Genomic DNA, 24,000 nt, shown 5'->3' with positions numbered 1-24,000 from the left:
GGAGGTCGTGCTCATGACCGCTCGTACGCTCAATCTCGATGATTCGCTCTATCAGTACCTGCTGGATGTTTCCCTGCGCGAAACGCCGTTACTCAAGCGTTTGCGTGACGAAACCCAGGCGCTGCCCATGGCGCGCTGGCAAGTGGCGCCCGAGCAGGGGCAGTTTCTTGCCCTGCTGGTGAAACTCACGGGCGCCAGGCGTGTGCTTGAAGTCGGCACCTTCACCGGTTACAGCGCCCTGTGCATGGCGGCGGCATTGCCGCAAGACGGTTCGCTGATCTGTTGTGACATTCCAGGCGATTACAACGCCACCGCCCGTCGTTACTGGCAGGAAGCGGGACTCGCTGAGCGCATCGATCTGCGTCTGGCGCCCGCCCTGGAAACCCTGGGCAAGCTGGACTCGCCAGGTCAGTTCGATCTGATCTTTATCGATGCCGACAAGGCCAACTATCCCGCCTATCTGGAGCATGCACTGCGTCTGTTGCGTGTCGGAGGCCTGGCGGTGTTCGACAACACGCTGTGGAGCGGACGAGTGCTTGAGGCTAATCCGGAGAGTGAAGATACCCGAGCCATCCAGGCACTCAATCGTGCCTTGAAAGAGGATGCGCGGGTGGATCTGTCGTTGTTGCCGTTGGGGGATGGGCTCACGCTCTGCCGTAAACGTTAAACACTGAAACTGCGGGCTTGCCCGCGATAGAGGTGGATCGTCCAACATCAATGTTGAATGTGCCTGCCTCATCGCGGGCAAGCCCGCTCCCACAGGTTTTTTGGTCCGCAGGCAATGTGCTATTTGGCGACTGACACCCGCCACACCTTGTTCCCCACATCGTCGGCCACCAGCAAATCCCCCTGCTGGTCAATCACCACGCCCACGGGGCGGCCCATGGCTTCTTCTTTGTCATTGAGAAAACCGCTCAGCACATCCACGGGTGGCCCGACCGGTTTTCCGGCGCTGAAGGGCACGAAAATCACTTTGTAGCCACTGTGCGGTTTGCGGTTCCATGAACCGTGCTGGCCGATAAAGGCGCCTTCCTTGAATTGCGCCGGTAACGTATTGCCTTTGGCGAAGGCCAGGCCCAGCGATGCAGTGTGTGGGCCGACTGCGTAATCGGGTGCAATGGCCTTGGCCACCAACTCAGGGTTTTGCGGTTCGACGCGAATGTCGACGTGCTGACCGTAATAGCTGTAGGGCCAGCCATAGAATCCGCCGTCCCTCACCGATGTGATGTAGTCCGGCACCAGGTCGCTGCCGATTTCATCTCGCTCATTGACGGCGGTCCAAAGGGCGCCGCTTGAAGGCTCCCAGGCCAGGCCATTTGGATTACGAATCCCGGAGGCAAAAATCCGGTGATGGCCGGTCGCGCGATCCACTTCCCAGATCGCCGCGCGTCCTTGCTCCTGATCCATGCCGTTTTCACCGACATTGCTGTTCGAGCCGACAGTGACGTACAGCTTGCTGCCGTCCTTGCTGGCGATGACATTCTTCGTCCAATGGTGATTGAGGGTGCCGCCTGGCAAGTCGACCACTTTGATCGGCTGTGACTTGATCACCGTGTCGCCGTTTTCGTAATGAAAGCGCAGCAGGCGATCGGTGTCGGCGACGTACAGGTCGTTGCCGACCAGGGTCATGCCAAAGGGCGAGTTGAGGTTTTCCAGAAATACAGTACGGGTTTCGGCGATGCCATCGTGGTCCTTGTCCCGCAGCAGGGTGATGCGGTTCGGGCTCGGCACGGCAGCCCCGGCGCGGCCCATGACTTTTTTCATGACCCAGCCACGAATGCCTTTGCCATCATCGGGTTTGGGCGGGGCGTTGGTTTCAGCCACCAGCACATCACCATTGGGCAGCACGTAAAGCCAGCGCGGATGGTCCAGCCCTTCGGCGAACGCGGTCACTTGTGTGCCGGCGGCTGCGACGGGTTTGGCGCCTTGCGGCCAGCCGACAGCCGGAGCGATATTCATCGTCGGGAACAGGGTCTTGTTCGGTTCCGGCAATTTGGGCGACGGACCGGTGCCGTCAGAAACTTGCAAGCTGGAGGTTTCACCGCAGGCGGTGAGCCCGCAGGTGAAACCGAGGACGAGAGCGAGCTGGAGCTTGCGCATGCTGATCTTCCTATGAATGCAGTGACCTGATCAGTAGAGAAGCGCCGGTGCGTGTTGGTTCAACCGCTCAGCCGTGCGCCTCCTTGAGCAACATGGCGATGCCGGGGTGATACTGGCCCGCTTCGTTGTGCAACTTGCGGTAGGCATAAGGGAAATACCAGGCCACGGCGCAGCTGTGCTCTTTTTGCAGATCGTCGACCATGTCCTGCAATTCTTCCGGCGTGGCGCTGTGTTGGGTTTTTTGCGGGGCGACGAACAGGCAGCCGAGTTTCAGGTCGCTGGCGTAGCTGATCTGCCTGGCACTGCTGGTGATGTCGTGCAGGGCCTGAGTCAGATTCAACTGGTTGACCCGTGGCCAGCGTTGCGTCGCCTGTAGCCAGGCGCGTGCTTCGGGCGTGGCGATGAACAGATCGGCGCGGCCGTTGCGCTGGCCTTCTTCGATCTGTTTGCGAGTAGGCGATTGTTCCAGGGTGATGATCTCGGCCATCCACGCGGCAGCACTGAGCAAGCCGAGATTGGCTTTCTCGTCGAGCCAGTAGGGCGTTTCACTGTCGCCACGGATGGCGTTGTAGCGATCGATACAGTCAAACCAGCGTTCCAGCACCGGGCGCAGGAATTCCAGCTTCGGATTGCTGATGATCATGCCTTGCATGGGGCTCGCCTTTTTATTGTGGTGTGAGTTATGGCTCTTTGATATCACTGCTGGCAGCGCGGCACAAGATTGACGTCAGAATATTGAGCGGCAGTCGATATTCCCGAAGCAGGGCCCCGGCTTTAATTGACGCTCCATGCCCAACCCTCTAACCTTCGCCGCTTGTTTCAGGTGCTCTGTGGCCCCGGTCGACAGAGTGAAACAGGGAAGCCGGTGAGTGATCCGTTCAACCGATGAACGCCCACGATCCCGGCGCTGCCCCCGCAACGGTAAATGAGTGAAAACTGCGCCTTGAGCCACTGTGTCCAACGACATGGGAAGGCGCGCAGTTCGGCCAATGCCGCTCATGAGCCCGGAGACCGGCCTGATCCATCCAAGCGGCATCACGGTGGGCGATGCCAGGCTTCTTGCCGTCTATTCTTGTGCCTGCCCGCCGTTATTCCTGCCTCAACGGAGAGCTTCCCCATGACCGATACCCCTGATCGTGACGAACGTCATCTGGCGCGCATGCAGCGCAAAAAAGCCGTGATCGATGAACGCATCGCCAATTCCCCGAACGAATGCGGCCTGCTGCTGGTGCTGTCCGGCAATGGCAAGGGCAAGAGCAGTTCGGCGTTCGGCATGCTGGCCCGCTCGATGGGGCATGGCATGCAGTGCGGCGTGGTGCAGTTCATCAAGGGGCGCAACAGCACGGGCGAAGAGTTGTTCTTCCGGCGCTTTCCCGAGCAGGTGCGTTTTCATGTGATGGGCGAGGGCTTTACCTGGGAAACCCAGGATCGCCAGCGGGACATCGCCGCCGCAGAAGCGGCCTGGGCGGTTTCGCAGGAACTGCTGCGCGACCCGTCCATCGGCCTGGTGGTACTGGATGAATTGAACATCGCCCTCAAGCACGGTTACCTCGATCTCGATCAGGTGCTCAGCGATTTGCAGGCGCGTCCGCCGATGCAGCATGTGGTCGTGACCGGCCGTGGTGCCAAGCCCGAGATGATCGAACTGGCCGACACCGTGACCGAGATGGGCATGATCAAACACGCCTTCCAGGCTGGCATCAAAGCGCAAAAAGGCGTCGAGCTGTGAATCAACCCCGTCACTGCCCTGCGGTACTGATTGCCGCGCCGGCTTCCGGTCAGGGCAAGACCACCGTCACCGCCGCGCTGGCCCGTTTGCATCGCAATCAAGGGCGCAAGGTTCGTGTGTTCAAATGCGGTCCCGATTTTCTCGACCCGATGATTCTCGAGCGCGCCAGCGGTGCGCCGGTGTATCAACTGGACATGTGGATGGTCGGCGAGCAGGAAAGTCGCCGCTTGCTGTGGGAAGCCGCCGGTGAAGCGGACCTGATTCTGATCGAAGGGGTGATGGGGTTGTTCGACGGCACGCCGTCCAGCGCCGACTTGGCGCGACACTTCGGCGTGCCTGTCCTGGGCGTGATCGACGGCACCGCCATGGCCCAGACCTTCGGTGCATTGGCGTTGGGGTTGGCGCGCTATCAGCCGGACTTGCCGTTTGCCGGCGTCCTGGCCAACCGCGTCGGCACCTTGCGTCACGCACAATTGCTCGAAGGTAGCCTGACCGAAGGCTTGCGCTGGTACGGCGCCTTGTCCCGGGAAACCGGAATCGAATTGCCGAGCCGCCATCTGGGGCTGGTGCAGGCCAGCGAGTTGAACGACCTTGATGTGCGCCTCGATGCGGCGGCCGATGCCTTGGCCAGCAGTTGCGAGGTCGCGTTGCCACCGGCAGTGGAATTTGCCGCGCCGGATGTGATGGCTGTCGAACCACTGTTGGCTGGCGTGCGCATTGCCGTGGCCCGTGACGAGGCCTTTGCTTTCACCTATGGCGCCAGTTTGGATTTGCTGCGGGCGATGGGCGCCGAACTGCGGTTTTTCTCGCCGATTCATGACCGCCAATTACCAGAGGCGGACAGCCTGTATCTGCCGGGTGGTTATCCGGAATTGCACCACGTGGCGCTGGCAAAAAACACCTCGATGCTGAGCGCCATCCGTGCCCACCACATCGCAGGCAAGCCCTTGTTGGCGGAATGTGGCGGCATGCTGTATCTGCTCGACTCGCTGACCGACGTCGAAGGCACCCGCGCTGAGCTGACCGGTTTGCTGAGCGGTGATGCGGTGATGCAAAAGCGCCTTGCCGCGCTGGCCTTGCAGGCGGTCGAGTTGCCGGAAGGTTCGCTGCGCGGACACACCTATCACCATTCGCTGACCACCACCGAACTGACGCCGATTGCCCGGGGCTTGAGCCCCAACGGTGGACGCGGGGCGGAGGCGGTTTATCGCGAGGGGCGGATGACCGCTTCGTATGTTCACTTTTATTTTCCGTCCAATCCGTCGGCGGTTGCCGCGTTGTTTGCGCCTGTCTGTGAGACCGCCATCGCTGGCAAGCCAGCTCCCACAATGGACGGTGCAATGCCTGGTGTTATGCAATCTCCTGTGGGAGCGGGCTTGCTCGCGAAGCGGCCATGACCGACAACACATTCAGTGCGGCCGAACGCGAAGCGGTTTACCGCGCCATCGCCGAACGCCGCGACATGCGCCACTTTACAGGCGGCACCGTCGAGCCTGAGCTGTTGCGCCGACTGCTCGAAGCCGCGCACCAGGCGCCGAGCGTCGGCCTGATGCAGCCCTGGCGATTCATCCGCATCAGCGATCGCACGCTGCGCGGCAAGATCCAGGTGCTGGTGGAAGAAGAACGCATCCGCACCGCCGAGGCCCTCGGCGAGCGCACCGACGAATTCATGCAACTCAAGGTCGAAGGCATCAACGATTGCGCCGAGGTGCTGGTGGCCGCGCTGATGGACGATCGCGAGCGGCATATTTTCGGTCGACGCACCTTGCCGGAAATGGACATGGCCTCGTTGTCCTGCGCGATCCAGAACCTGTGGCTGGCATCCCGCGCCGAAGGCTTGGGCATGGGGTGGGTTTCCCTGTTCGAGCCGCAAGCGTTGGCGGACTTGCTGGGCCTGCCGCCCGGCGCTAAACCGTTGGCGATTTTGTGCCTGGGACCGGTCAAGGCATTTTACCCAGCGCCAATGCTGGTACTGGAAGGCTGGGCGCAAGAGCGTCCGCTCAGTGAATTGTTGTATGAGAATTTTTGGGGAGTGCGTCCATGAGTGTGGCGTTGTTGAGTGTCGCCGCCGTGGGGTTGGATGCGCTGCTGGGTGAACCCAAACGCTGGCACCCGCTGGTGGCGTTCGGCCGTTTTGCCGACCGCATCGAGCAACGTTTCAACGGTGGTGGTCGTGGCTGGCGCAGCCATGGCGTCACTGCGTGGGTGATCGCGGTGTTGCCGCTGACGTTGCTGGCGACGGCGTTTTCCTGGGCGCCTTACATAGGCTGGATCGTCGAGATTCTTGCCCTGTATTGCGCCCTCGGCATGCGCAGCCTGGGCGAGCACGTGGAGCCTGTGGCCAAGGCCTTGCGCAGCGATGATCTCGACGAAGCGCGCCAGCGCGTCAGTTATCTGGTCAGCCGTAAAACCAGCGAGCTGGATAAAACCGAAGTCGCCCGTGCCGCCACCGAGTCGGTACTGGAAAACGGCAGTGACGCGGTGTTCGCCGCTTTGTTCTGGTTTGCCGTGGCCGGTGCGCCGGGTGTGGTGCTCTACCGGTTGAGCAATACCCTGGATGCCATGTGGGGCTATCGCAACGAGCGCTTCGAGCGTTTCGGCTGGGCGGCGGCGAAGATCGACGATGTACTCAATTACATTCCGGCGCGTCTGGTGGCGTTGACTTACGCGCTGTTGGGCAAAACCCGACTGGCGTTGAAATGCTGGCGCAGCCAGGGCCCGACTTGGGACAGCCCCAATGCCGGCCCGGTGATGGCGGCAGGTGCCGGTGCATTGGGCGTCGAGTTGGGCGGTCCGGCGATTTATCACGGCGAACTGCACGAGCGTCCGCAGCTGGGCCAGGGCGTGCCAGCGGATGCCGACTCCATTGATCGTGGCTGGCAACTGGTCCAGCGCGGGGTATGGTTATGGCTGCTGATTCTCTGCGTGGGGGCTGAATTTTATGCTTGAACACGGTGGACGGTTGCGCAAGGCGGCGCTCGAATACGGCATCGAGGAAGCCGATTGGCTTGATCTGTCCAGCGGTCTGGCGCCCTGGCCATTCCCGGTTCCGGACATCCCGCTGCGCGCCTGGGCGCGATTGCCGGAAACCGATGACGGGCTCGAGCAAGCCGCCTGCGATTACTACGGCACCTTGCACGCGTTGCCGGTGGCCGGTTCGCAAATGGCCATTCAGTTGCTGCCGCGATTGCGTCGGGCAGGCAAGGTCGGCGTGCTCTCGCCGTGTTATGCCGAACACGCCGAAGCCTGGCGTCGCAATGGCTACATCGTGCGTGAGGTGCTGGAACAGGAAGTCGACTTCTTCATCGACAGCCTGGATGTGCTGGTGGTGGTCAACCCGAACAATCCGACCGGCCTGAGACTGACCCCGACCCGATTGCTCGACTGGCATTCGCGACTGGCCCAGCGCGGTGGCTGGCTGGTGGTGGACGAAGCGTTCATGGACAACACACCGCACTTGAGTGTGGCGCCGTTTGCCCACCAGGTCGGACTGATCGTGCTGCGTTCGTTCGGCAAGTTTTTCGGCCTGGCCGGGGTGCGTCTGGGGTTTGTCCTGGCCGAGCGCAAGTTGCTCAAATTGCTTGCCGAACAGGTGGGGCCTTGGGCGGTGAGCGGCCCGACCCGGGTGTTGGGCCAGGCTTGCCTGCGCGATACCGAAGGCCATACGCGGCAACGGGTGCGCGCCGAGGAGGCCAGTGAACGGTTGGCATTGATGCTGGAGCACTACGGCTTCAAACCCCAGGGCGGTTGCGCTTTGTTCCAATGGCTGATCACCGAGCGTGCCGAACAGTTGCATGAGTTCATGGCCCGGCGCGGCATTCTGCTGCGGTTGTTCACGCACAACAGCAGTCTGCGTTTTGGCTTGCCGGCTGATGAAGCCGATTGGATTCGCCTCGCCATCGCATTCGACGCTTTCACCAAGGAAAACCCATGACAACGCTGATGGTGCAGGGCACCACTTCCGACGCCGGTAAAAGCACGCTGGTGACGGCGCTGTGCCGTTGGGTCACGCGGCAGGGCGTGGGCGTGGTGCCGTTCAAGCCGCAGAACATGGCGCTCAACAGCGCGGTGACGGCCGACGGTGGCGAGATTGGTCGTGCGCAAGCGGTGCAGGCCCAGGCCGCGTACCTGGAGCCGCACACCGACATGAACCCGGTGCTGCTCAAGCCTAACAGCGACACCGGCGCCCAGGTGATCATTCATGGTCGAGCGGTCACGACCATGAACGCCGTCGCCTATCACGACTACAAATCCATCGCCATGCAAGCGGTGCTGGCTTCCCATGCACGATTGAGCGCGGCCTATCCGCTGGTCATGGTCGAAGGCGCCGGCTCGCCGGCCGAAATCAACCTGCGCGCGGGCGATATTGCCAATATGGGCTTCGCCGAAGCGGTGGATTGCCCGGTGGTGCTGATCGCCGATATCAACCGTGGCGGGGTGTTCGCCCATTTGGTGGGCACGCTGGAGTTGCTGTCGCCCAGTGAGCAGGCACGGGTCAAGGGTTTCATCATCAACCGTTTTCGTGGCGACATCGCCTTGTTGCAACCGGGACTGGATTGGTTGGAACAGCGCACCGGTAAACCAGTGATCGGCGTGTTGCCGTACGTCATGGATTTGCACCTGGAAGCCGAGGACGGCATCGATCAGCGCCAGACTGACAAGGCCGAGCAGGTACTGAAAGTAGTGGTGCCGGTGTTGCCACGCATTAGCAACCACACCGATTTCGATCCGCTACGCCTGCATCCGCAAGTGGACCTGCAATTCATCGGTCCTGGCCAGGTGATCCCGTCGGCCGATCTGATCATTCTTCCAGGCTCCAAGAGCGTACGTAGCGATCTGGGGTACCTGAGGGTCAACGGCTGGGACACCGCGATTGCTCGACATCTGCGTTATGGCGGCAAGCTGCTGGGCATCTGCGGCGGTCTGCAAATGCTCGGCGAACAGCTGCATGATCCGCTGGGCCTCGAAGGCGCTCCAGGCTCCAGTGCCGGTTTGGGCTTGCTGGCGTTTGAAACGCAGCTGGAAGCAGAGAAGCAACTGCGTAACGTGCGCGGGCGTCTGGTCCTTGAGAATGCTGAAGTGTGCGGTTATGAAATCCATGCGGGCGTTACCACAGGGATCGCCCTGGAAAACGCTGCGGTGCAGCTTGATGACGGCCGTTGCGATGGCGCGCAAAGTGCCGACGGGCAGATTTTTGGCACCTACCTGCATGGCCTGTTCGAATCGCCAGCGGCGTGCAGTGCGCTGCTGCGTTGGGCGGGTTTGCGAGATGTGCAGGATGTGGATTACCACGGGTTGCGCGAGCGGGATATCGAGCGGCTGGCGGATCTGGTGGAGAAGCATCTCGATACCGGATTGTTGCGTGAGCTCTGTGGAATTTGAGGCAATTGTGAGGACGCCTTCGCGGGCAAGCCTCGCTCCTACAGGTTTCGTGTCGTCCATTGCTGCTGTAAACGACACCCAATCTGTAGGAGCGAGGCTCGCCCGCGAAGAGGCCAGATGCCGCACCGAAGACTTCAAGGAATAAACCATGCTCCAACTGATCCTCGGCGGCGCCCGTTCCGGCAAAAGTCGCCTGGCTGAAAAACTGGCAACAGACAGTCAACTGCAAGTGACCTACATCGCCACCAGCCAACCCCTGGACGGAGAAATGAACGACCGGGTCGCTCATCACCGCGCCCGTCGCCCGGCCGAATGGGCGTTGATTGAAGAACCCCTGGAACTGGCTCGCGTCCTGCACGAAAACGCTCGCGTCGATCATTGCCTGTTGGTGGACTGCCTGACCCTCTGGCTGACCAATTTGCTGATGCTCGAGGACAACGAGCGCCTGAGCACCGAGCGTGATGCGCTTTTGGAGTGCCTGGCGTCGTTACCGGGTGAAATCATTTTTGTCAGCAACGAGACCGGAATGGGTGTCGTGCCGCTGGGCGAATTGACTCGCCGTTTTGTCGATGAAGCCGGTTGGCTGCATCAAGCTCTGGCCGAGCGTTGTCAGCGCGTTGTCCTGACCGTTGCCGGCCTGCCCCTGACTTTGAAAGGAACTGCGTTATGAGCTCATCTTGGTGGCTGAACCCGTGCAAAGCGATCAACGCTCAAGCGCTCGAGCAGGCGTCAGCCCGTCAGCAGCAATTGACCAAACCGGCCGGCTCGCTCGGTCAACTGGAGTCTGTGGCGGTGCAGTTGGCCGGCATGCAGGGGCAGGTCAAGCCGCGACTGGAGCAGGTCGCTATCGCGATTTTTGCCGGTGATCACGGCGTCGTGGCTGAAGGGGTGTCGGCGTTTCCTCAAGAAGTCACCGGGCAAATGCTGCACAACTTCGTCAACGGTGGCGCGGCGATCAGCGTACTGGCGCGGCAACTGGGTGCCACTCTGGAAGTGGTGGACCTGGGCACCGTGACACCGTCGCTCAGCTTGCCGGGCGTACGTCACCTGAATATTGGCCCTGGCACGGCGAATTTTTCACAACAACCGGCGATGACCGTGGATCAAGGCGAACGGGCATTGCAGGCCGGTCGTGACAGCGTGTTGCGCGCGAAAGCGGCAGGTGCGCAGTTGTTCATCGGTGGCGAGATGGGCATCGGCAACACCACCGCCGCCAGTGCGTTGGCCTGTGCCTTGCTGGATTGCCCGGTGGTGCACCTCACGGGCCCAGGCACGGGATTGAATTCGGCGGGCGTCAGCCACAAGGCCGAAGTGATTGAGCGTGCATTGGTCTTGCACGGGGCTCAGCGCGGCGATGCATTGCAAACCCTGTTCAACCTTGGCGGTTTTGAAATCGCAGCATTGGTCGGCGCTTATCTGGCGTGCGCCCAGGAAGGCGTTGCGGTGCTGGTGGACGGTTTCATTTGCAGCGTCGCGGCGTTGGTGGCGGTGCGCTTGAATCCGGAGTGCAGGCACTGGCTGTTGTTCGCTCATCGTGGTGCCGAGCCGGGGCATCGACATGTGCTGGAAACCCTGAACGCCGAGCCACTGCTCGATCTGGGCTTGCGCCTGGGCGAGGGGAGCGGGGCGGCGCTGGCGGTACCGCTGTTGCGACTGGCGTGCGATCTGCACGGGCAGATGGCGACGTTCGCCGAAGCTGCGGTAGCGGATCGTCCGGCATGACCTTGCAACTTGATATGCTGCGTCACGGCGAAACCGAACTGGGCGGCGGCTTGCGTGGCAGTCTTGATGATGCGCTGACCGAAAAGGGCTGGCAGCAGATGCGCGCGGCGGTGATGGAGCAAGGGCCGTGGGACCGTTTGGTCAGTTCGCCGTTGCAGCGTTGTGCGCGCTTCGCCGAAGAACTCGCCGCGCAATTGGATTTGCCGGTAACGCTTGATCAAAACCTGCAAGAGCTGCATTTCGGTCGCTGGGAAGGGCAGAGCGCGGCGGCATTGATGGAAACCGATGCCGAAGACCTGGGGCGGTTTTGGGCCGACCCTTATTCATTCACACCACCCGATGGTGAGCCGGTAGCCGAATTCTCGGCGCGCGTGTTGTCGGCGGTTGCGCGTTTGCAGGCAGCCTATGCCGGCGAGCGCGTGTTGCTGATCAGCCATGGCGGAGTCATGCGGTTGCTGCTGGCTCAGGCGCGAGGTCTGCCCCGTGAACAGTTGCTCAACGTCGAAGTGGCGCATGGTGCGCTGTTCTCGCTTTCGGTCGCGTCCGATGGCGTATTAAGGGAAGTGCTCTGAACATGTTGCCGTTCTGGATCGCCCTGCAATTTCTCAGCAGCCTGCCGATTCGCCTGCCCGGCATGCCGGCACCGCAGGAACTTGGGCGGTCGCTGCTGTTTTATCCGCTGGTGGGGTTGTTGTTCGGTGCGATTTTGTGGGCATCGAACTGGCTGTTGGCGGGCGCACCCTTGTTGCTGCACACGGCGTTGTTGCTGACAGTCTGGGTGTTGCTCAGTGGTGCGCTGCATCTGGATGGCCTGGCTGACAGCGCCGATGCCTGGCTGGGTGGTTTCGGTGACCGCGAGCGCACGCTGACCATCATGAAAGACCCGCGCAGCGGACCGATTGCGGTGGTGACACTGGTGTTGGTGCTGCTACTGAAATTTGCCGCGTTGCTGGCGTTAATCGAGCAGCAGCACGCCATGGCGCTGGTTATCGTTCCTTTACTGGGGCGCAGTGCGTTGCTGGGCTTATTCCTGACGACGCCCTATGTGCGCCCCGGTGGGTTGGGGCAGGCATTGGCCGATCATCTTCCCCGATTGGCGGGTAAGCAGGTGTTGGCGGTCAGCGCGTTGGTTTGTGTGCTGATCGCAGGCCTCAGTGGTGTATTTGCCGTGGTGCTGGCAATCCTGCTGTTCGTCTGGCTCCGGCACGTGATGCTGCGGCGACTGGGTGGGACGACGGGCGACACCGCGGGGGCGTTGCTGGAGTTGTTGGAGGTGGCGGTGCTCGTAGGGCTGGCGCTCACCCTGTAGGAGCGAGCCTGCTCGCGATGGACGTAAACGTTAACGCGTGCTTCCTGAATAAACGCGTCAGCCTCGAGTTCATCGCGAGCAGGCTCGCTCCTACAGGGTTTGCGTGTAACATAAATTTGCATTCCATTATTCGCGGGTATATACACGCACCATGCTCGACTCCCAATGTTTATGCATCAACCTGCGTCGCGCCGCCCGTGGCGTCAGCAGGCATTACGACGGCGCTCTCGACGGCTTCGGGATCAACGTCGCGCAGTATTCTTTACTGTGCAATCTGCAGCGTCTGGATCAACCGAGTATTTCCACCCTGGCCGAAGCCATGGGGCTGGATCGCAGTACCCTGGGGCGCAATCTGCGGGTGCTGGAAGGCGACGGCTTGGTGACGCTGGTGGAAGGCGAGGACATGCGCAATCGCATCGTTCTACTGACCGAAGCGGGCGCCGAGCGTCTGAAAGCAGCCTTGCCGGCCTGGGAGGCGGCGCAACAGCGATTGGTTGATCGCCTGGGCGCAGACAAGCGTGAAACGTTATTGAAGTTGCTGGACGAACTGGCCTGACGCCGGTTGGTTCGATCTTAAGCGGGTATATACCCGCGACCGGAGAACAAGAATGACATCGATGTGGCGTACGTGCGGTTGGGTTCTGTTGGGGAGTGCGCTGATTCTGGCGTTGTCTCTGGGAGTGCGACATGGCTTCGGGCTGTTCCTGGCGCCCATGAGTGCCGAGTTCGGCTGGGGGCGTGAAGTCTTTGCTTTCGCCATCGCCCTGCAAAACCTGATCTGGGGCTTGGCGCAACCCTTTACCGGCGCGCTGGCTGACCGCTTTGGCGCGGCCAAAGTGGTACTCATCGGTGGAGTTCTGTACGCCTTGGGCCTGGTGTTCATGGGCTTGTCCGACTCTGCGGTGACTTTGTCCTTGAGCGCCGGCCTGTTGATTGGTATCGGCCTGTCCGGCACCTCGTTTTCCGTCATCCTCGGCGTGGTCGGTCGTGCGGTACCGCCGGAAAAACGCAGCATGGGCATGGGCATTGCCAGCGCTGCCGGTTCGTTCGGCCAGTTCGCGATGCTGCCCGGTACGCTGGGGTTGATTGGCTGGTTGGGCTGGTCCGCGGCCTTGCTGGCACTCGGGCTGCTGGTGGCGCTGATCGTGCCGCTGGTGAGCATGCTCAAGGACAAGCCGTTGCCGGTGCTTGGTCATGAACAAACGCTGTCCGAAGCCCTGCGCGAGGCCTGTTCCCATTCCGGGTTCTGGCTGCTGGCGTTCGGTTTTTTTGTCTGCGGTTTTCAGGTGGTGTTCATCGGCGTGCACTTGCCGGCGTATCTGGTGGATCAACACCTGCCGGCCACCGTCGGCACCACGGTGTTGGCGCTGATCGGTCTGTTCAATATCTTCGGCACCTACACCGCAGGTTGGCTCGGCGGGCGCGTGTCCAAGCCGCGACTCCTCACTGGCCTGTATGTGTTGCGGGCGGTGGTGATTGCGCTGTTCCTGTGGGCACCGGTGACGACCACCACGGCGTATCTGTTCGGCATGGCCATGGGCTTCCTGTGGCTGTCGACGGTGCCCTTGACCAACGGCACGGTCGCGACCTTGTTCGGCGTACGAAACCTGTCCATGCTCGGTGGGATTGTTTTCCTGTTTCACCAACTGGGCTCGTTCCTCGGCGGCTGGTTGGGCGGAGTGGTGTACGATCGAACCGGGAGTTATGACTTGATCTGGCAGGTCGCAATTCTCTTGAGCCTGATGGCTGCCGCCCTGAACTGGCCCGTGCGCGAACAACCGGTGGCACGCCTGCAAACGCAAATGAGTGCGACATGAACAGTCTCTGGCCACGCATCACGCTTTTTACTGTCTGTGCTTTGCTGCTGGCCCTGGTGTGGTGGGGCTGGCATCAGGGTGGGCTGGCGTTGATGCAGTTGGGTATGGCTGTTTGTTAGAGGGACGCTTGCTCGCTGGATGTGGGGGCGAGTAACTTCGCGTTCTGACGATTCCTACTAGGAAACACCGATATGCTGATGCGCTGGTGTGCAGTTCCCGCGTTACTGGTAGCGTTGACCGGATTGGCTCAAGCGGCAGAGTGCCCGGATTTGCTGCAAGGCTCATTGCCCAAGTTGCGCGCCAATGAATCCATCGATTTGTGCCAACGTTTTGCCGACAAGCCGCTGGTGGTGGTCAATACCGCCAGCTTCTGTGGCTTCGCACCGCAATTCAAAAGCCTTGAAGCGCTGAATCAACGCTTCAAAGGTCAGGGGTTGGAGGTGATCGGCGTGCCTTCCAATGACTTCAAGCAGGAGTCCAAGGACGGCGCCGTGACCGCCAAGGTGTGCTACGTCAATTACGGCGTGACCTTCACCATGACCGAGCCGCAAAGCGTTCGCGGCGACGATGCCACGCACCTGTTCAAGGTCCTGGCCAAGCAGAGCAGTGCGCCGAAGTGGAATTTCTACAAATACGTGATTGATCGCCAGGGCAAGGTGATCGCCAGTTTCTCCAGCCTGACCAAGCCTGATGATCCTGAGTTCATCGCTGCTGTGGAGAAGGCCCTGGCATCTGCGCCGTTAGCCTCCACACCGTGATCTGAAACCGGTTGGTTTCCTTGTAGGAACTGCCGAAGGATCAGGCCGTGTTCGGGTTTTGCCTTTGAAAATCAAGATCAAAAGATCGCAGCCTTCGGCAGCTCCTACAGGGAAACGCATTCCAATGTAGGAGCTGCCGAAGGCTGCGATCTTTTTTCAACGAAAAAGCCCCGCCTCTGTACAAGAGCGCGGGGCTTTTTTGATTCAGTGGCGAGTGGTTCAGGCTCGCCGGGAATCATCAGAAGCGGTAGGTCGCACCGAGACCGAAACCGTTCGCCCAGTTTTCATACTTGGCGCTGTAGGCTTGACGGCCGTTGTTGTTATTGACCTTGACGTCCTCTTCCTTCAGGTAGGAGTACGCCACGTCAATGGTCAGGTCGTCGGTTGGGCTCCAGCCGGCGCCCAGGCTGAAGACCGTGCGGTCGCCAGTCGGGATACGCGGGGAGCGGTTTTCGTTGTTGGTCGGCGACTGGTCGACGGACAGACCGGTGCGCAGTACCCACTGCTTGTTCAACTGGTACGAAGCACCGATGGCGTGGGCCCAGGTGTCGTGCCAGTTCTGCTCTTCAGTGATGGTGCCGAAGCCACGTGCGGCCAGTGCTGCAGGTACACCTTCGTTCTCGACGGAAATATCTTTCAGACGGCTCCAGCGCGTCCAGGTGCTGCCTGCGTACAGGGTCCACTGGTCGTTCAGCTGATGGGTCACGGAGAAGTCAACCGACTCAGGCGTGGTGATATCCAGCGAAGCATCAAACTTTTGGTTCGGGTTCTGGCCCAGGGCCGCCAGCAGGCCGTAGTTGACCTTGGTGTTACCTTCGAGCGTGTACTTCACTTTCGAGTGGTAGGTCAGGCCGAGGCGAGTGCTTTCCAGGGCTTGAACCATGATCCCGATGTTGTAGCCAACAGCGGTGTCATCACCCTCGATCTTGACGTTGCCGTCCGGTGCTCGCGGGTTCAGCGACAGGTTCGATTTCAGGGTGCCGTCGATACGGTTGATGGTCGGACCGAAACCGATCGACACCTTGTCGTTGAAGGCGTAACTGACGGTTGGTTGCAGGGTGACGACTCGCACTTCGCTCTTGCTGCCGAAGTAACGGCCGGCAAAGCTGTTCTCGTAATCGGTCACCAGGCCGAACGGCGCGTAGACGCCGAAACCGAACGTCCAGTGGTCATCGATCGGCTTGACGTAGTAGCCCATCGGCACGCCCATGAACGGGACCATGTCACCGTTGTTGGTGCCGCCGCTCGGACTGGAATGGGCATCTTTGATGTCGGTGTGCGCGTCGATGAATGCAACACCGCCGGTCACTTGTTCGCGTTTGAGGCGAGACATGCCGGCAGGGTTACCAAAAACGGTAGATGCGTCGTCGGCAGAAGAAGATCGCCCGGCAAAACCTGTCCCCATGCCGCTGATGCTTTGTTCGTTCAGGGCAAAGCCACTGGCGAAGATCTGGGTGGATGCCATGGCAACGGCGAGGCTAATGGTGGTTTTGAGCATTACTTTTTTCATTATTAGAACTCCTGGTGATCACCGGGGCGAAAATTACCAACATTTTCGTCCCAGCGCTATAGGCTGCATCGCTTGAGTTAGAGCGGTTTTGTAGGACAATCCGACCAGATTCGCGACCTGTTGTGCGATCTTTGGATCCAGAGGTGATTAGCAGGCGACCTGATTCAGCGGTGAAACACAGGTTTGCCAGGCGCAGGTGAAGTCTCTGAGGCGACCCTGGGGCTGGAAGGTCTGGCGCCAGATTCGGGCCATGCCCAGCAAGTCGTCTGCTTGGGTGGGGAGGGGCGTGTTTTGTTCTTCAACCAGCAGCCAGGCAATGGCGGTGGCGTAACGCAGGTTAACGGTCAGTTCCAGGTGCGGGCCGCTGAGAAAGGCATGCTGGCTGGCCAGGCCGCGAACCAGGCTGGCGCGCTCGGGGTCGAGTGCCAGGTAATGGTCCCAAAGTGCTTGATGGCGGGGTTCGGCGATGCGGTACAGACCGTGTCCACGGCGATCGTGCAAAGCGGTACCAAGGGCTGACTGACTGGCGGCGATGCCCAGCAGCAGGGATTCGGCGGTGGCGCTATGGCATCCAAGGTAAATCAAGGTCGGACGAATCACATAACGGCACAGTTCGCTGGCAGCGATACCCATAAAACCCTCGAAACACGAAATGGTCGGCGAAACCTGAAGGTAGCGTTGGCAGCGATGAATCGACTCAGGTTCGCCGGAAGCGGCTCAGACCGCTTGAGTTGAAGTGTAGTGTCATATTCGCCGCGTAAAGGTCTGTTTTTAAAATATTTCCAGCTTCCAGTTATAACCGTTATACCGGTTGGTGCTTAACCGTAGTGCAGGCCATGTGAAATGACGGGCAACAAAAAGCCCCGCTTTTTGAGCGGGGCTTTTGGTGTTTCAGCCTTGCTGGCGTCTCAGGCGACCAGTGCCTGACGGGTACGCTCGATCACGGCCTGCAGCGGTTCAGCGCTGGAGTATTGATCGGGGTACAGGCGTTCGCTGTGACGGGCGATGCCGTGTTCGTTGACCAGGGTAAAGCTGAAGCAGCCTTTGCGAGCGGCCATGATCAGGCAGTTCATTGGTGCAAAAGCGTTGGTTAGGGTGCGGATGGCATCCTGTGCATGGATTTGAGTAGACATAGTCATGGGTGTTCCTACAAGCGACACGGATAAGAGCCGTGCAAAATTAAAACGTTCCAGTAACGACGACCACCGTTGGTCGAACGAAGAACCCGACTGGAACAAAGCAGCCAGTTTGAAGCGCTGATAATTGGCGCGCTTGGGCTGGCAGGTAGGTACTTAGGAGGGCAGGCAACACATCGAGGGCAAAGGTTCTGGGCCCGGGGTGCAGATCCTGATCAATTTGCAGGTTGGTTCGGTCAGAGTAAATGAGCCTTGCAACACCCTTTGTTTTCGATTCAAAGGCCGTGTTGGCGCTGTATTTACCTGGAAACCATCGAGGTGGTCGATCCCGCTTGTTCGGTGGAAGGCTTCCGTCGGGAAGGCTAACCGGGGGGATTTGTTCGACCAGAATTGACTTTCAGCTTGGTACTAACGCCGCGGATACTAACGGATTGAATTGACGAAGGGAAGTGTGTTAGCCAAAAAGATCTTTTACACAGGGCCTTTGCAGTGGCGAGGCGTCATTTTTCCTTGGGTTATGGGCTGGAATCCGACCGGCGGTACACGCGATTCGCTGCCAGAATCACGGGTTTGGCGGGGTTTATCCCCAGGCAGGGCAAAAAATGCGTCGAAAAAGGGCAGCGATATAACCGACGCGAAGGTACTTGTGCACATTAATTGCGCAGTCTGTAATGCCGCTGTCATCCAGCCTTCAAGTGCGGTGGGTGCCTGTAACCAAATTTTAAGTCAATGAAAAACATCGCTTTTTTTTGCTGGTGAAAAAATCGTCAGTTTGACTGCAGGCCACGTTCCACAGGGGTTTGCGGGGTTTGAGGGGCGGTTGTCCACTGAGTTATCCACAGCTTCTGTGGATTGTCCCGAGCGCTTGCTCTAGGACGGGCGTGCCGGGATTTTTTCACCTTTACCTGTAAGAAAAAAAGAGTAGAGTGGCGCGCCTTCCGATCTGCCCACAGTGCTTTATGAAGTTTCGTACACCATCTGATTCCTCCGCTTCCAAAACGCCCACTGTTGTCACGCCCAAGCGCTTTTCAATGCGGGTGGCCGAATGGCTGCTGGACAGCCCGCGCCTGGGCGAAAACACAAACGTTAAACACATCGCCGGACGACTGCTCAAGCAGCCAGCCCGCGAAGGAATCGTGGAAGCACAAAGTCGCCTCGGCCAGTTGATGTGCCGCGAGTGTGGTAATGCCAGGGACCGTCGGATCGGTCAGGATCTTTTGCGCCAGGCCGCACGGGCAGGGGACCGGCGCGCGCAACAGGAATTGGGTCTGATCGAAGACTGAGCTGTCCAATACTGGAGGCCTTGGTTAACCTTCGAGCATTATTTCAATGGCAGGATTGGCTATGGCTATGGACTTGACCAGCGCATTGCTCGGTCTGGCGGGCGCTGCTCTGCCGTTACTGGTATTGGCCTGGCAAATTCAACGCAAGGCAAGCACGGCCCAAGCCGAAGTGGCGCTGCTGGAAGAGCGACTGGCCACGGCGCATCTGGCGCAGGATGGTTTGAACGCGCAACTGGAAGCCTGTCGCGATGAAATCGCCGATCTCGGCCAGGTCAATGCTGCCCGGCAAGCTGATCTGGCTGCGGTGCGCCGCGAAGTCGAGTTGCTGCAAATCGAACGGGACGATGCCCGCGACGCCTCCCACGCATGGAATATCGAACGCGCCGGCAAAGACGCCGAATTGCGTCGCCTGGACGCCCAAGCCGCCTCGCTCAATGCCGAACTGCGCGAGCAGCAGGAAAGCCATCAGCAACGCCTCAACGACCTGCAGGGCTCGCGGGACGAGCTGCGTGCGCAGTTCGCTGAACTGGCAGGAAAAATTTTCGATGAGCGCGAACAGCGTTTTGCCGAAACCAGTCAGCAGCGCCTGGGGCAATTGCTCGACCCATTGAAAGAGCGCATCCAGTCTTTTGAAAAACGCGTCGAGGAGAGTTATCAGGCCGAAGCCCGGGAGCGCTTTTCATTGGCCAAGGAGCTGGAGCGGCTGCAACAACTCAATCTGCGCCTGAGCGATGAAGCCACCAACCTGACCCGTGCCTTGAAGGGACAGAAAACCCAGGGCAACTGGGGCGAACTGATTCTGGAACGGGTGCTGGAGCATGCCGGGCTGGAGAAGGGCCGCGAGTATCAAACCCAGGTCAATCTCAAAGGCCCGGACGGTGAGCGTTTCCAGCCGGACGTGATCATCTATCTGCCGGGCGACAAGCAGGTGGTGGTCGACTCCAAGGTCAGTCTCACGGCCTATCAGCAATACGTGGCGGCCGAGGACGAAGGCATCCGCCAGATCGCCATCAAACAGCACGTATTGTCCTTGCGCAGCCACGTCAAAGGCTTGGCCGGCAAGGATTACAAGCGGCTCGATGGCTTGCATAGCCTTGATTTCGTCCTGTTGTTCGTGCCAATCGAGGCAGCTTTTTCCGCCGCGTTGCAGGCCGAGCCGACCCTGTTCCAAGAAGCGTTCGACCGCAACATCGTGATTGTCAGCCCGACCACCTTGCTGGCGACCCTGCGCGTGATCGACAGCTTGTGGAAGCAGGAGCGGCAAAGCCAAAACGCCCGGGAGATCGCCGAGCGGGCCGGCTGGCTGTACGACAAGTTCGTGTTGTTCATTCAGGATCTGGACGAAGTGGGCAATCGCCTGCAGCAACTGGACAAAGCCTACAGCTCAGCGCGCAACAAGCTGACAGAAGGGCGCGGCAATTTGGTCAGCCGCAGTGAACAGCTGAAATTGCTCGGGGCGAGGGCGAGTAAAAGTTTGCCGGCGGATTTGCTGGAGCGGGCGATGACGGATGTCGATGGATTGGTCGAGTTGCCGGAGTAGATACCTGTAGGAGCGAGCATGCTCGCGATGGACTCAAGCGCACCGCGTTTTTCCAGAACACACGGGGCATCGTTGACGACCATCGCGAGCATGCTCGCTCCTACAACGGCAAATGCCTGCTCAACAATGCCCGCAACGCCGCGGGTTTCACCGGTTTCGCCAGATAGTCCAGTCCCGCCGCATGCACCTGAGCCAGGGTCTCCGGTCGCCCATCGGCGCTGATCACCACACCCGGCACAGGCTCACCCAATCGCGTACGTAACCAGGCCATCAACTCGGTTCCCGTTTCGCCATCGTCCAGGTGGTAATCCACCAGCGCCAATTGTGGCCGTACCCCGTCGCCCAGCAGCGCCGCGCACTCTTCGCGGTTGCGCGCAGTCCAGACCTGGCAGCCCCAACGGGTCAGCAAGCTGTTCATGCCGATCAGAATGCTGTCTTCGTTATCGATGCACAGCACCTGCGCACCGCCGAGCAATTTGCCATTGAGTTCAGCTGCCTTGGTGGGCACCGTCGCTTGCGTCCGGGCCAGCGGTACGCTGACGCTGAACACGCTGCCATGGCCCGGCCACGAGCGTACGCGCAAGGTATGGCCCAGTACGCGGCACAACCCATCGGCAATCGCCAGGCCCAGTCCCAGGCCTTTTTCGGCGCGGGTCTGATGACTGTCGAGACGTTTGAACTCTTCGAAAATCACTTGCTGCTTGTCTTCCGGAATGCCAGGGCCGCGGTCCCAGACTTCCAGGCACAGCTCGCCCTTGCGTCGGCGAACCCCCAGCAATACCGGGCCCTTGGCATAGCGGAAGGCGTTGGTCAGGAAGTTCTGCAGGATCCGTCGCAACAGTTTGATGTCGCTTTCGATACGCAGTGTGCTGCCTCGCACACGGAATTCCAGCCCTTGCTCCCGGGCCAGCGCCTTGAATTCGGCACCGAGGGCGTCGAACAATTCATTGAGTACGAATGGCTTGGCGTCGGGGTTGATCTTGCCGTTTTCCAAGCGGGAAATATCCAGCAAATCGCTGATCAGGTCTTCGGCAGAGCGCAGTGAGCTGTCCAGGTGCTGCACCAGTTTTTGCGCCTCGGCGGACAAGCCGTCTTCCTGATGAGTCAGGGCGGCGGAGAACAGTCGCGCCGCGTTCAAGGGCTGCATCAAGTCGTGGCTCACCGCTGCCAGGAAACGGGTTTTCGACTGGTTGGCTGCCTCGGCAGTGCCCTTGGCTTCGGTCAGGGCCACGTTGAGTTGCGACAGTTCGTGGGTACGTTCGGCCACTCGCTGTTCGAGGCTTTCGTTGGCTTCGGTCAACGCCTGCTCGGCTTCGCGGAACGGGGTGATGTCGGTGAAACTCATGACGAAACCACCGCCGGGCATCGGGTTGCCGATCAGTTCGATCACCCGGCCATTGGGGAACAAACGCTCGGAGGTGTGCGCCCGGCCCTGGCGCATCCAGTGCAGGCGGCGGGCGACGTGAACTTCGGCTTCGCCGGGGCCGCACAAGCCACGTTCGGCGTTATGGCGAATGATGTCGGCAATCGGCCGGCCAACGCTGATCAAGCCATCGGGGTAATTGAACAGTTCCAGGTAGCGACGGTTCCAGGCCACCAGCTTCAGCGACTGGTCGACCACACTGATGCCCTGGCTGATGTTCTCGATAGCGCCTTGCAGCAGTGCGCGGTTGAACTGCAGCACCTCCGAGGCTTCGTCGGCGATGCGCACCACGTCCTCCAGTTGCATCTCCCGGCCTTCGATGGCGGCTTTTACCACCGCGCGGGTCGACGAGGCGCCGAGCACACCGGCCAGCAAACGTTCGGTGTGGGCGATCCATTCACTGTCGGCGTTCTGGTTCGGATTGAAACCTTTGCCCTGGCGGTAGGCAAAGCGAATGAAACTCTGCCGGGCGCGCTCTTCACCGACGAAGCGCGCAGCCAGTTGCAGCAAATCGTCGATCTGCACCGCCAGCATTGAGCGCGCACTGGGGCGTGCGCTGATTTCCTGGCCGATGAAACGACCGGCCTGCCAGTGCTCCGAAACTCGCGTGCGCGACAGCACCGAGACCCAGGCGAACAGCGTGAAGTTGCCGGCCAGGGATAGCACAACGCCTTGGGTCAGTGGGGTGATCGGCAGGTTCAATGGATTGCTGTGCAGCCAGGCCAGCCCGGGGAAACTGCTCAAGGAAAGGCCGAGGCTGTGGGCGGCGATCGGCAAAATCAGGGTGTAGAACCATAGGAACGTCCCGGCGGCGAGACCGGCGAAAACGCCGCGACGGTTGGCCTGTTTCCAGTACAGCGCACCGAGCATGGCCGGGGCCAGTTGCGTTACGGCGGCGAAGGCGATCTGGCCGATGGTTGCCAGGCTCGCGGTCGAGCCCAGCAGCCGATAGCTGACATAGGCCAGCAGCAGAATCACCACAATGCTCACGCGACGCACCGACAGCATCCACTGGCGGAACACTTCGAACGGGCGCTCGGCATTGTTGCGGCGCAACAACCAGGGCAGCAGCATGTCGTTGGAGACCATGGTCGACAGCGCCACGCTGGCCACGATCACCATGCCGGTGGCCGCCGATGCGCCGCCGATAAATGCCAGCAACGCCAGGGCCGGGTGTGCCTGGGCCAGTGGCAGGCTGATGACGAAGGAGTCCGGCAGCACTGAACTTGGCAGCAACATCTGGCCCGCCAGTGCGATCGGCACGACAAACAGGGCTGCCAGAGCCAGGTAAGCGGGAAATACCCATTTGGCCAGGCGTAAATCCTGGGGTTCGATGTTTTCAACTACCGTGACGTGGAACTGTCGTGGCAGGCAGATGATCGCCATCATCGCCACCCCGGTTTGCACCACCATCGAGGGCCAGTTGACGGTTTCCTTCCAGTATTCTTCCAGGCGCGGGGCGAGCATGGCCTGGTCGAACAGGTCATCGAAACCGTCATACAGGCCAAACGTCACATAGGCACCCACCGCCAGAAAGGCGAACAGTTTCACCAGCGATTCGAAGGCAATCGCCAGCACCATGCCCCGGTGGTGTTCCGTGGCATCGAGGTTGCGGGTACCGAAGACGATGGTGAACAAGGCCAGCACCAGTGATACCACCAGTGCAGTGTCCTGCGCGCGGACCCCCATGGCGTCGGCGCCTGCACCGATCAGCAGGTTCACCCCGAGCACGATGCCTTTGAGCTGCAAGGCAATGTAGGGCAGCACGCCGACCAGGCAGATCAGTGCCACCACCACCGCCAGCGACTGGGATTTGCCATAGCGCGCGGCGATGAAGTCGGCGATGGAGGTGATGTTCTCCTGCTTGCTGATCATCACCATTTTTTGCAGGACCCACGGCGCACCGATCAGCAGAATGATCGGCCCGAGGTAGATCGGCAGGAACGACCACAGCTGTTCGGCCGCCTGGCCCACCGCACCGAAGAACGTCCAGCTGGTGCAATAGACAGCCAGCGACAGGCTGTACACCCAGGCCCGCACCCGCGGCGGCAGTGGCGCGCTGCGACGGTCACCGTAAAAGGCGATGGCGAACATGATGGCCATATAGGCCAGGGCGACGGCGGCAATCAGCCCGCTGGACAGCGACATGGGAACTCCAGGTAACCAAAGACACCGGGCCTCCCGCCCGGACAGACAGTCTCGCACGATGGCAGGGGTTAGTCAGTGTCGACCAAGGTCGTGGCGTGGCGGGGTGTCGCAGGTGGGGTGTCAGTCAGATTTCCGGTGTTCGT

At 60.5% G+C, this 24,000-nt stretch carries 23 protein-coding genes and 1 riboswitch; of the genes, 17 read left to right on the top strand and 6 right to left on the bottom strand.

From position 1 onward, the window contains the following. The first annotated feature begins 13 nt into the window (after positions 1 to 13). Positions 14 to 667, top strand: coding sequence for an O-methyltransferase (locus tag ABTV22_RS21825; RefSeq protein WP_433736542.1), 654 nt, complete (start codon positions 14 to 16; stop codon positions 665 to 667). Positions 668 to 786: 119 nt separating this feature from the next. On the opposite strand, the gene ABTV22_RS21820 is transcribed toward ABTV22_RS21825, so the two are convergent. Then, positions 787 to 2,100: a PQQ-dependent sugar dehydrogenase gene (locus tag ABTV22_RS21820; protein ID WP_433736541.1), complete on the bottom strand. Its 1,314-nt coding sequence runs from the start codon at positions 2,098 to 2,100 to the stop codon at positions 787 to 789. A 67-nt stretch (positions 2,101 to 2,167) separates the two neighbouring features. After that, positions 2,168 to 2,752, bottom strand: coding sequence for a hypothetical protein (locus tag ABTV22_RS21815; RefSeq protein WP_433736540.1), 585 nt, complete (start codon positions 2,750 to 2,752; stop codon positions 2,168 to 2,170). 152 nt (positions 2,753 to 2,904) lie between these two features. Further along, positions 2,905 to 3,134: riboswitch (cobalamin riboswitch) on the top strand. An 83-nt stretch (positions 3,135 to 3,217) separates the two neighbouring features. Between ABTV22_RS21815 and cobO the strand changes: the two genes are divergently transcribed. The 14 genes from cobO to ABTV22_RS21745 all read left to right on the top strand — a co-directional run bounded on the left by cobO (position 3,218) and on the right by ABTV22_RS21745 (position 14,817). Beyond that, positions 3,218 to 3,829, top strand: a complete 612-nt coding sequence (gene cobO / locus ABTV22_RS21810) for a cob(I)yrinic acid a,c-diamide adenosyltransferase (RefSeq protein WP_433736539.1) — start codon at positions 3,218 to 3,220, stop codon at positions 3,827 to 3,829. Beyond that, complete coding sequence (locus tag ABTV22_RS21805; RefSeq protein WP_433736538.1) at positions 3,826 to 5,226, top strand: cobyrinate a,c-diamide synthase; 1,401 nt, start codon at positions 3,826 to 3,828, stop codon at positions 5,224 to 5,226. Before cobO ends, ABTV22_RS21805 begins: the two co-directional genes overlap by 4 nt. After that, positions 5,223 to 5,873, top strand: coding sequence for a 5,6-dimethylbenzimidazole synthase (bluB, locus tag ABTV22_RS21800; RefSeq protein ID WP_433736537.1), 651 nt, complete (start codon positions 5,223 to 5,225; stop codon positions 5,871 to 5,873). Before ABTV22_RS21805 ends, bluB begins: the two co-directional genes overlap by 4 nt. Continuing rightward, the gene (gene cbiB, locus ABTV22_RS21795; RefSeq protein WP_433736536.1) at positions 5,870 to 6,778 is read left to right on the top strand and encodes an adenosylcobinamide-phosphate synthase CbiB; all 909 of its coding nucleotides are present in this window, start codon (positions 5,870 to 5,872) and stop codon (positions 6,776 to 6,778) included. The genes bluB and cbiB overlap by 4 nt, the downstream gene beginning before the upstream one ends. Next, positions 6,771 to 7,763 (top strand): threonine-phosphate decarboxylase CobD, encoded by a 993-nt coding sequence (gene cobD, locus ABTV22_RS21790; protein WP_433736535.1) that lies wholly within the window; start codon positions 6,771 to 6,773, stop codon positions 7,761 to 7,763. Before cbiB ends, cobD begins: the two co-directional genes overlap by 8 nt. Next, positions 7,760 to 9,211 (top strand): cobyric acid synthase, encoded by a 1,452-nt coding sequence (locus ABTV22_RS21785; RefSeq protein ID WP_433736534.1) that lies wholly within the window; start codon positions 7,760 to 7,762, stop codon positions 9,209 to 9,211. The genes cobD and ABTV22_RS21785 overlap by 4 nt, the downstream gene beginning before the upstream one ends. 148 nt (positions 9,212 to 9,359) lie before the next feature. Continuing rightward, positions 9,360 to 9,881, top strand: coding sequence for a bifunctional adenosylcobinamide kinase/adenosylcobinamide-phosphate guanylyltransferase (gene cobU, locus ABTV22_RS21780; protein WP_433736533.1), 522 nt, complete (start codon positions 9,360 to 9,362; stop codon positions 9,879 to 9,881). After that, entirely contained in the window at positions 9,878 to 10,933 is a 1,056-nt protein-coding gene (gene cobT, locus ABTV22_RS21775) for a nicotinate-nucleotide--dimethylbenzimidazole phosphoribosyltransferase (RefSeq protein ID WP_433736532.1), read from the top strand. Before cobU ends, cobT begins: the two co-directional genes overlap by 4 nt. Further along, on the top strand, positions 10,930 to 11,505 hold the full coding sequence (gene cobC / locus ABTV22_RS21770; RefSeq protein ID WP_433736531.1) for an alpha-ribazole phosphatase family protein: 576 nt from the start codon (positions 10,930 to 10,932) through the stop codon (positions 11,503 to 11,505). The genes cobT and cobC overlap by 4 nt, the downstream gene beginning before the upstream one ends. A 2-nt stretch (positions 11,506 to 11,507) precedes the next feature. Continuing rightward, positions 11,508 to 12,242, top strand: coding sequence for an adenosylcobinamide-GDP ribazoletransferase (locus ABTV22_RS21765; protein WP_433736530.1), 735 nt, complete (start codon positions 11,508 to 11,510; stop codon positions 12,240 to 12,242). A 151-nt stretch (positions 12,243 to 12,393) separates the two neighbouring features. Next, positions 12,394 to 12,798: a MarR family winged helix-turn-helix transcriptional regulator gene (locus tag ABTV22_RS21760; RefSeq protein ID WP_433736529.1), complete on the top strand. Its 405-nt coding sequence runs from the start codon at positions 12,394 to 12,396 to the stop codon at positions 12,796 to 12,798. A 52-nt stretch (positions 12,799 to 12,850) separates the two neighbouring features. Next, entirely contained in the window at positions 12,851 to 14,059 is a 1,209-nt protein-coding gene (locus ABTV22_RS21755; RefSeq protein WP_433736528.1) for an MFS transporter, read from the top strand. Next, a complete protein-coding gene (locus tag ABTV22_RS21750; protein ID WP_433736527.1) occupies positions 14,056 to 14,178 on the top strand; it encodes a hypothetical protein in 123 nt (40 codons plus the stop codon). Before ABTV22_RS21755 ends, ABTV22_RS21750 begins: the two co-directional genes overlap by 4 nt. Positions 14,179 to 14,250: 72 nt before the next feature. Further along, positions 14,251 to 14,817, top strand: a complete 567-nt coding sequence (locus tag ABTV22_RS21745) for a glutathione peroxidase (RefSeq protein WP_433736526.1) — start codon at positions 14,251 to 14,253, stop codon at positions 14,815 to 14,817. Between the two features lie 238 nt (positions 14,818 to 15,055). Here ABTV22_RS21745 and ABTV22_RS21740 read toward each other — a convergent pair whose 3' ends face one another. The 3 genes from ABTV22_RS21740 to ABTV22_RS21730 form a co-directional block, all read right to left on the bottom strand. Then, the gene (locus ABTV22_RS21740; protein ID WP_433736525.1) at positions 15,056 to 16,327 is read right to left on the bottom strand and encodes an OmpP1/FadL family transporter; all 1,272 of its coding nucleotides are present in this window, start codon (positions 16,325 to 16,327) and stop codon (positions 15,056 to 15,058) included. A 147-nt stretch (positions 16,328 to 16,474) separates the two neighbouring features. Further along, complete coding sequence (locus ABTV22_RS21735) at positions 16,475 to 16,960, bottom strand: hypothetical protein (protein ID WP_433736524.1); 486 nt, start codon at positions 16,958 to 16,960, stop codon at positions 16,475 to 16,477. A gap of 275 nt (positions 16,961 to 17,235) precedes the next feature. Next, a complete protein-coding gene (locus ABTV22_RS21730; RefSeq protein ID WP_003204606.1) occupies positions 17,236 to 17,460 on the bottom strand; it encodes a hypothetical protein in 225 nt (74 codons plus the stop codon). 962 nt (positions 17,461 to 18,422) lie between these two features. On the opposite strand from ABTV22_RS21730, the gene ABTV22_RS21725 reads away from it, so the two are divergent. Both ABTV22_RS21725 and rmuC read left to right on the top strand, forming a co-directional pair. Further along, the gene (locus tag ABTV22_RS21725; RefSeq protein ID WP_433736523.1) at positions 18,423 to 18,746 is read left to right on the top strand and encodes a sel1 repeat family protein; all 324 of its coding nucleotides are present in this window, start codon (positions 18,423 to 18,425) and stop codon (positions 18,744 to 18,746) included. Between the two features lie 175 nt (positions 18,747 to 18,921). Beyond that, entirely contained in the window at positions 18,922 to 20,286 is a 1,365-nt protein-coding gene (rmuC, locus tag ABTV22_RS21720; protein WP_433741469.1) for a DNA recombination protein RmuC, read from the top strand. A 100-nt stretch (positions 20,287 to 20,386) separates the two neighbouring features. Here rmuC and ABTV22_RS21715 read toward each other — a convergent pair whose 3' ends face one another. Continuing rightward, positions 20,387 to 23,857, bottom strand: a complete 3,471-nt coding sequence (locus ABTV22_RS21715) for a hybrid sensor histidine kinase/response regulator (RefSeq protein ID WP_433736522.1) — start codon at positions 23,855 to 23,857, stop codon at positions 20,387 to 20,389. Between the last annotated feature and the right edge of the window lie 143 nt (positions 23,858 to 24,000).

The organism is Pseudomonas putida (assembly GCF_050990305.1).
Classification (GTDB): domain Bacteria; phylum Pseudomonadota; class Gammaproteobacteria; order Pseudomonadales; family Pseudomonadaceae; genus Aquipseudomonas; species Aquipseudomonas putida_AH.
The sequence above is the reverse complement of the archived record's forward strand: the minus strand, read 5'-3'. Positions and strand labels throughout refer to the sequence as shown.

Excerpts from the sequence above, each read along its gene's own strand:
- ABTV22_RS21730 (WP_003204606.1), bottom strand. The coding sequence starts at position 17,460 with ATGTCTACTCAAATCCATGCACAGGATGCCATCCGCACCCTAACCAAC.
- ABTV22_RS21785 (WP_433736534.1), top strand. The coding sequence starts at position 7,760 with ATGACAACGCTGATGGTGCAGGGCACCACTTCCGACGCCGGTAAAAGC.
- cobD (WP_433736535.1), top strand. The coding sequence starts at position 6,771 with ATGCTTGAACACGGTGGACGGTTGCGCAAGGCGGCGCTCGAATACGGC.
- bluB (WP_433736537.1), top strand. The coding sequence starts at position 5,223 with ATGACCGACAACACATTCAGTGCGGCCGAACGCGAAGCGGTTTACCGC.
- cobU (WP_433736533.1), top strand. The coding sequence starts at position 9,360 with ATGCTCCAACTGATCCTCGGCGGCGCCCGTTCCGGCAAAAGTCGCCTG.
- ABTV22_RS21815 (WP_433736540.1), bottom strand. The coding sequence starts at position 2,752 with ATGCAAGGCATGATCATCAGCAATCCGAAGCTGGAATTCCTGCGCCCG.
- ABTV22_RS21825 (WP_433736542.1), top strand. The coding sequence starts at position 14 with ATGACCGCTCGTACGCTCAATCTCGATGATTCGCTCTATCAGTACCTG.
- ABTV22_RS21735 (WP_433736524.1), bottom strand. The coding sequence starts at position 16,960 with ATGGGTATCGCTGCCAGCGAACTGTGCCGTTATGTGATTCGTCCGACC.
- ABTV22_RS21725 (WP_433736523.1), top strand. The coding sequence starts at position 18,423 with ATGAAGTTTCGTACACCATCTGATTCCTCCGCTTCCAAAACGCCCACT.
- ABTV22_RS21755 (WP_433736528.1), top strand. The coding sequence starts at position 12,851 with ATGACATCGATGTGGCGTACGTGCGGTTGGGTTCTGTTGGGGAGTGCG.
- cobT (WP_433736532.1), top strand. The coding sequence starts at position 9,878 with ATGAGCTCATCTTGGTGGCTGAACCCGTGCAAAGCGATCAACGCTCAA.
- cbiB (WP_433736536.1), top strand. The coding sequence starts at position 5,870 with ATGAGTGTGGCGTTGTTGAGTGTCGCCGCCGTGGGGTTGGATGCGCTG.
- ABTV22_RS21765 (WP_433736530.1), top strand. The coding sequence starts at position 11,508 with ATGTTGCCGTTCTGGATCGCCCTGCAATTTCTCAGCAGCCTGCCGATT.
- ABTV22_RS21750 (WP_433736527.1), top strand. The coding sequence starts at position 14,056 with ATGAACAGTCTCTGGCCACGCATCACGCTTTTTACTGTCTGTGCTTTG.
- cobC (WP_433736531.1), top strand. The coding sequence starts at position 10,930 with ATGACCTTGCAACTTGATATGCTGCGTCACGGCGAAACCGAACTGGGC.
- ABTV22_RS21740 (WP_433736525.1), bottom strand. The coding sequence starts at position 16,327 with ATGAAAAAAGTAATGCTCAAAACCACCATTAGCCTCGCCGTTGCCATG.
- ABTV22_RS21760 (WP_433736529.1), top strand. The coding sequence starts at position 12,394 with ATGCTCGACTCCCAATGTTTATGCATCAACCTGCGTCGCGCCGCCCGT.
- cobO (WP_433736539.1), top strand. The coding sequence starts at position 3,218 with ATGACCGATACCCCTGATCGTGACGAACGTCATCTGGCGCGCATGCAG.
- ABTV22_RS21745 (WP_433736526.1), top strand. The coding sequence starts at position 14,251 with ATGCTGATGCGCTGGTGTGCAGTTCCCGCGTTACTGGTAGCGTTGACC.
- ABTV22_RS21820 (WP_433736541.1), bottom strand. The coding sequence starts at position 2,100 with ATGCGCAAGCTCCAGCTCGCTCTCGTCCTCGGTTTCACCTGCGGGCTC.
- ABTV22_RS21715 (WP_433736522.1), bottom strand. The coding sequence starts at position 23,857 with ATGTCGCTGTCCAGCGGGCTGATTGCCGCCGTCGCCCTGGCCTATATG.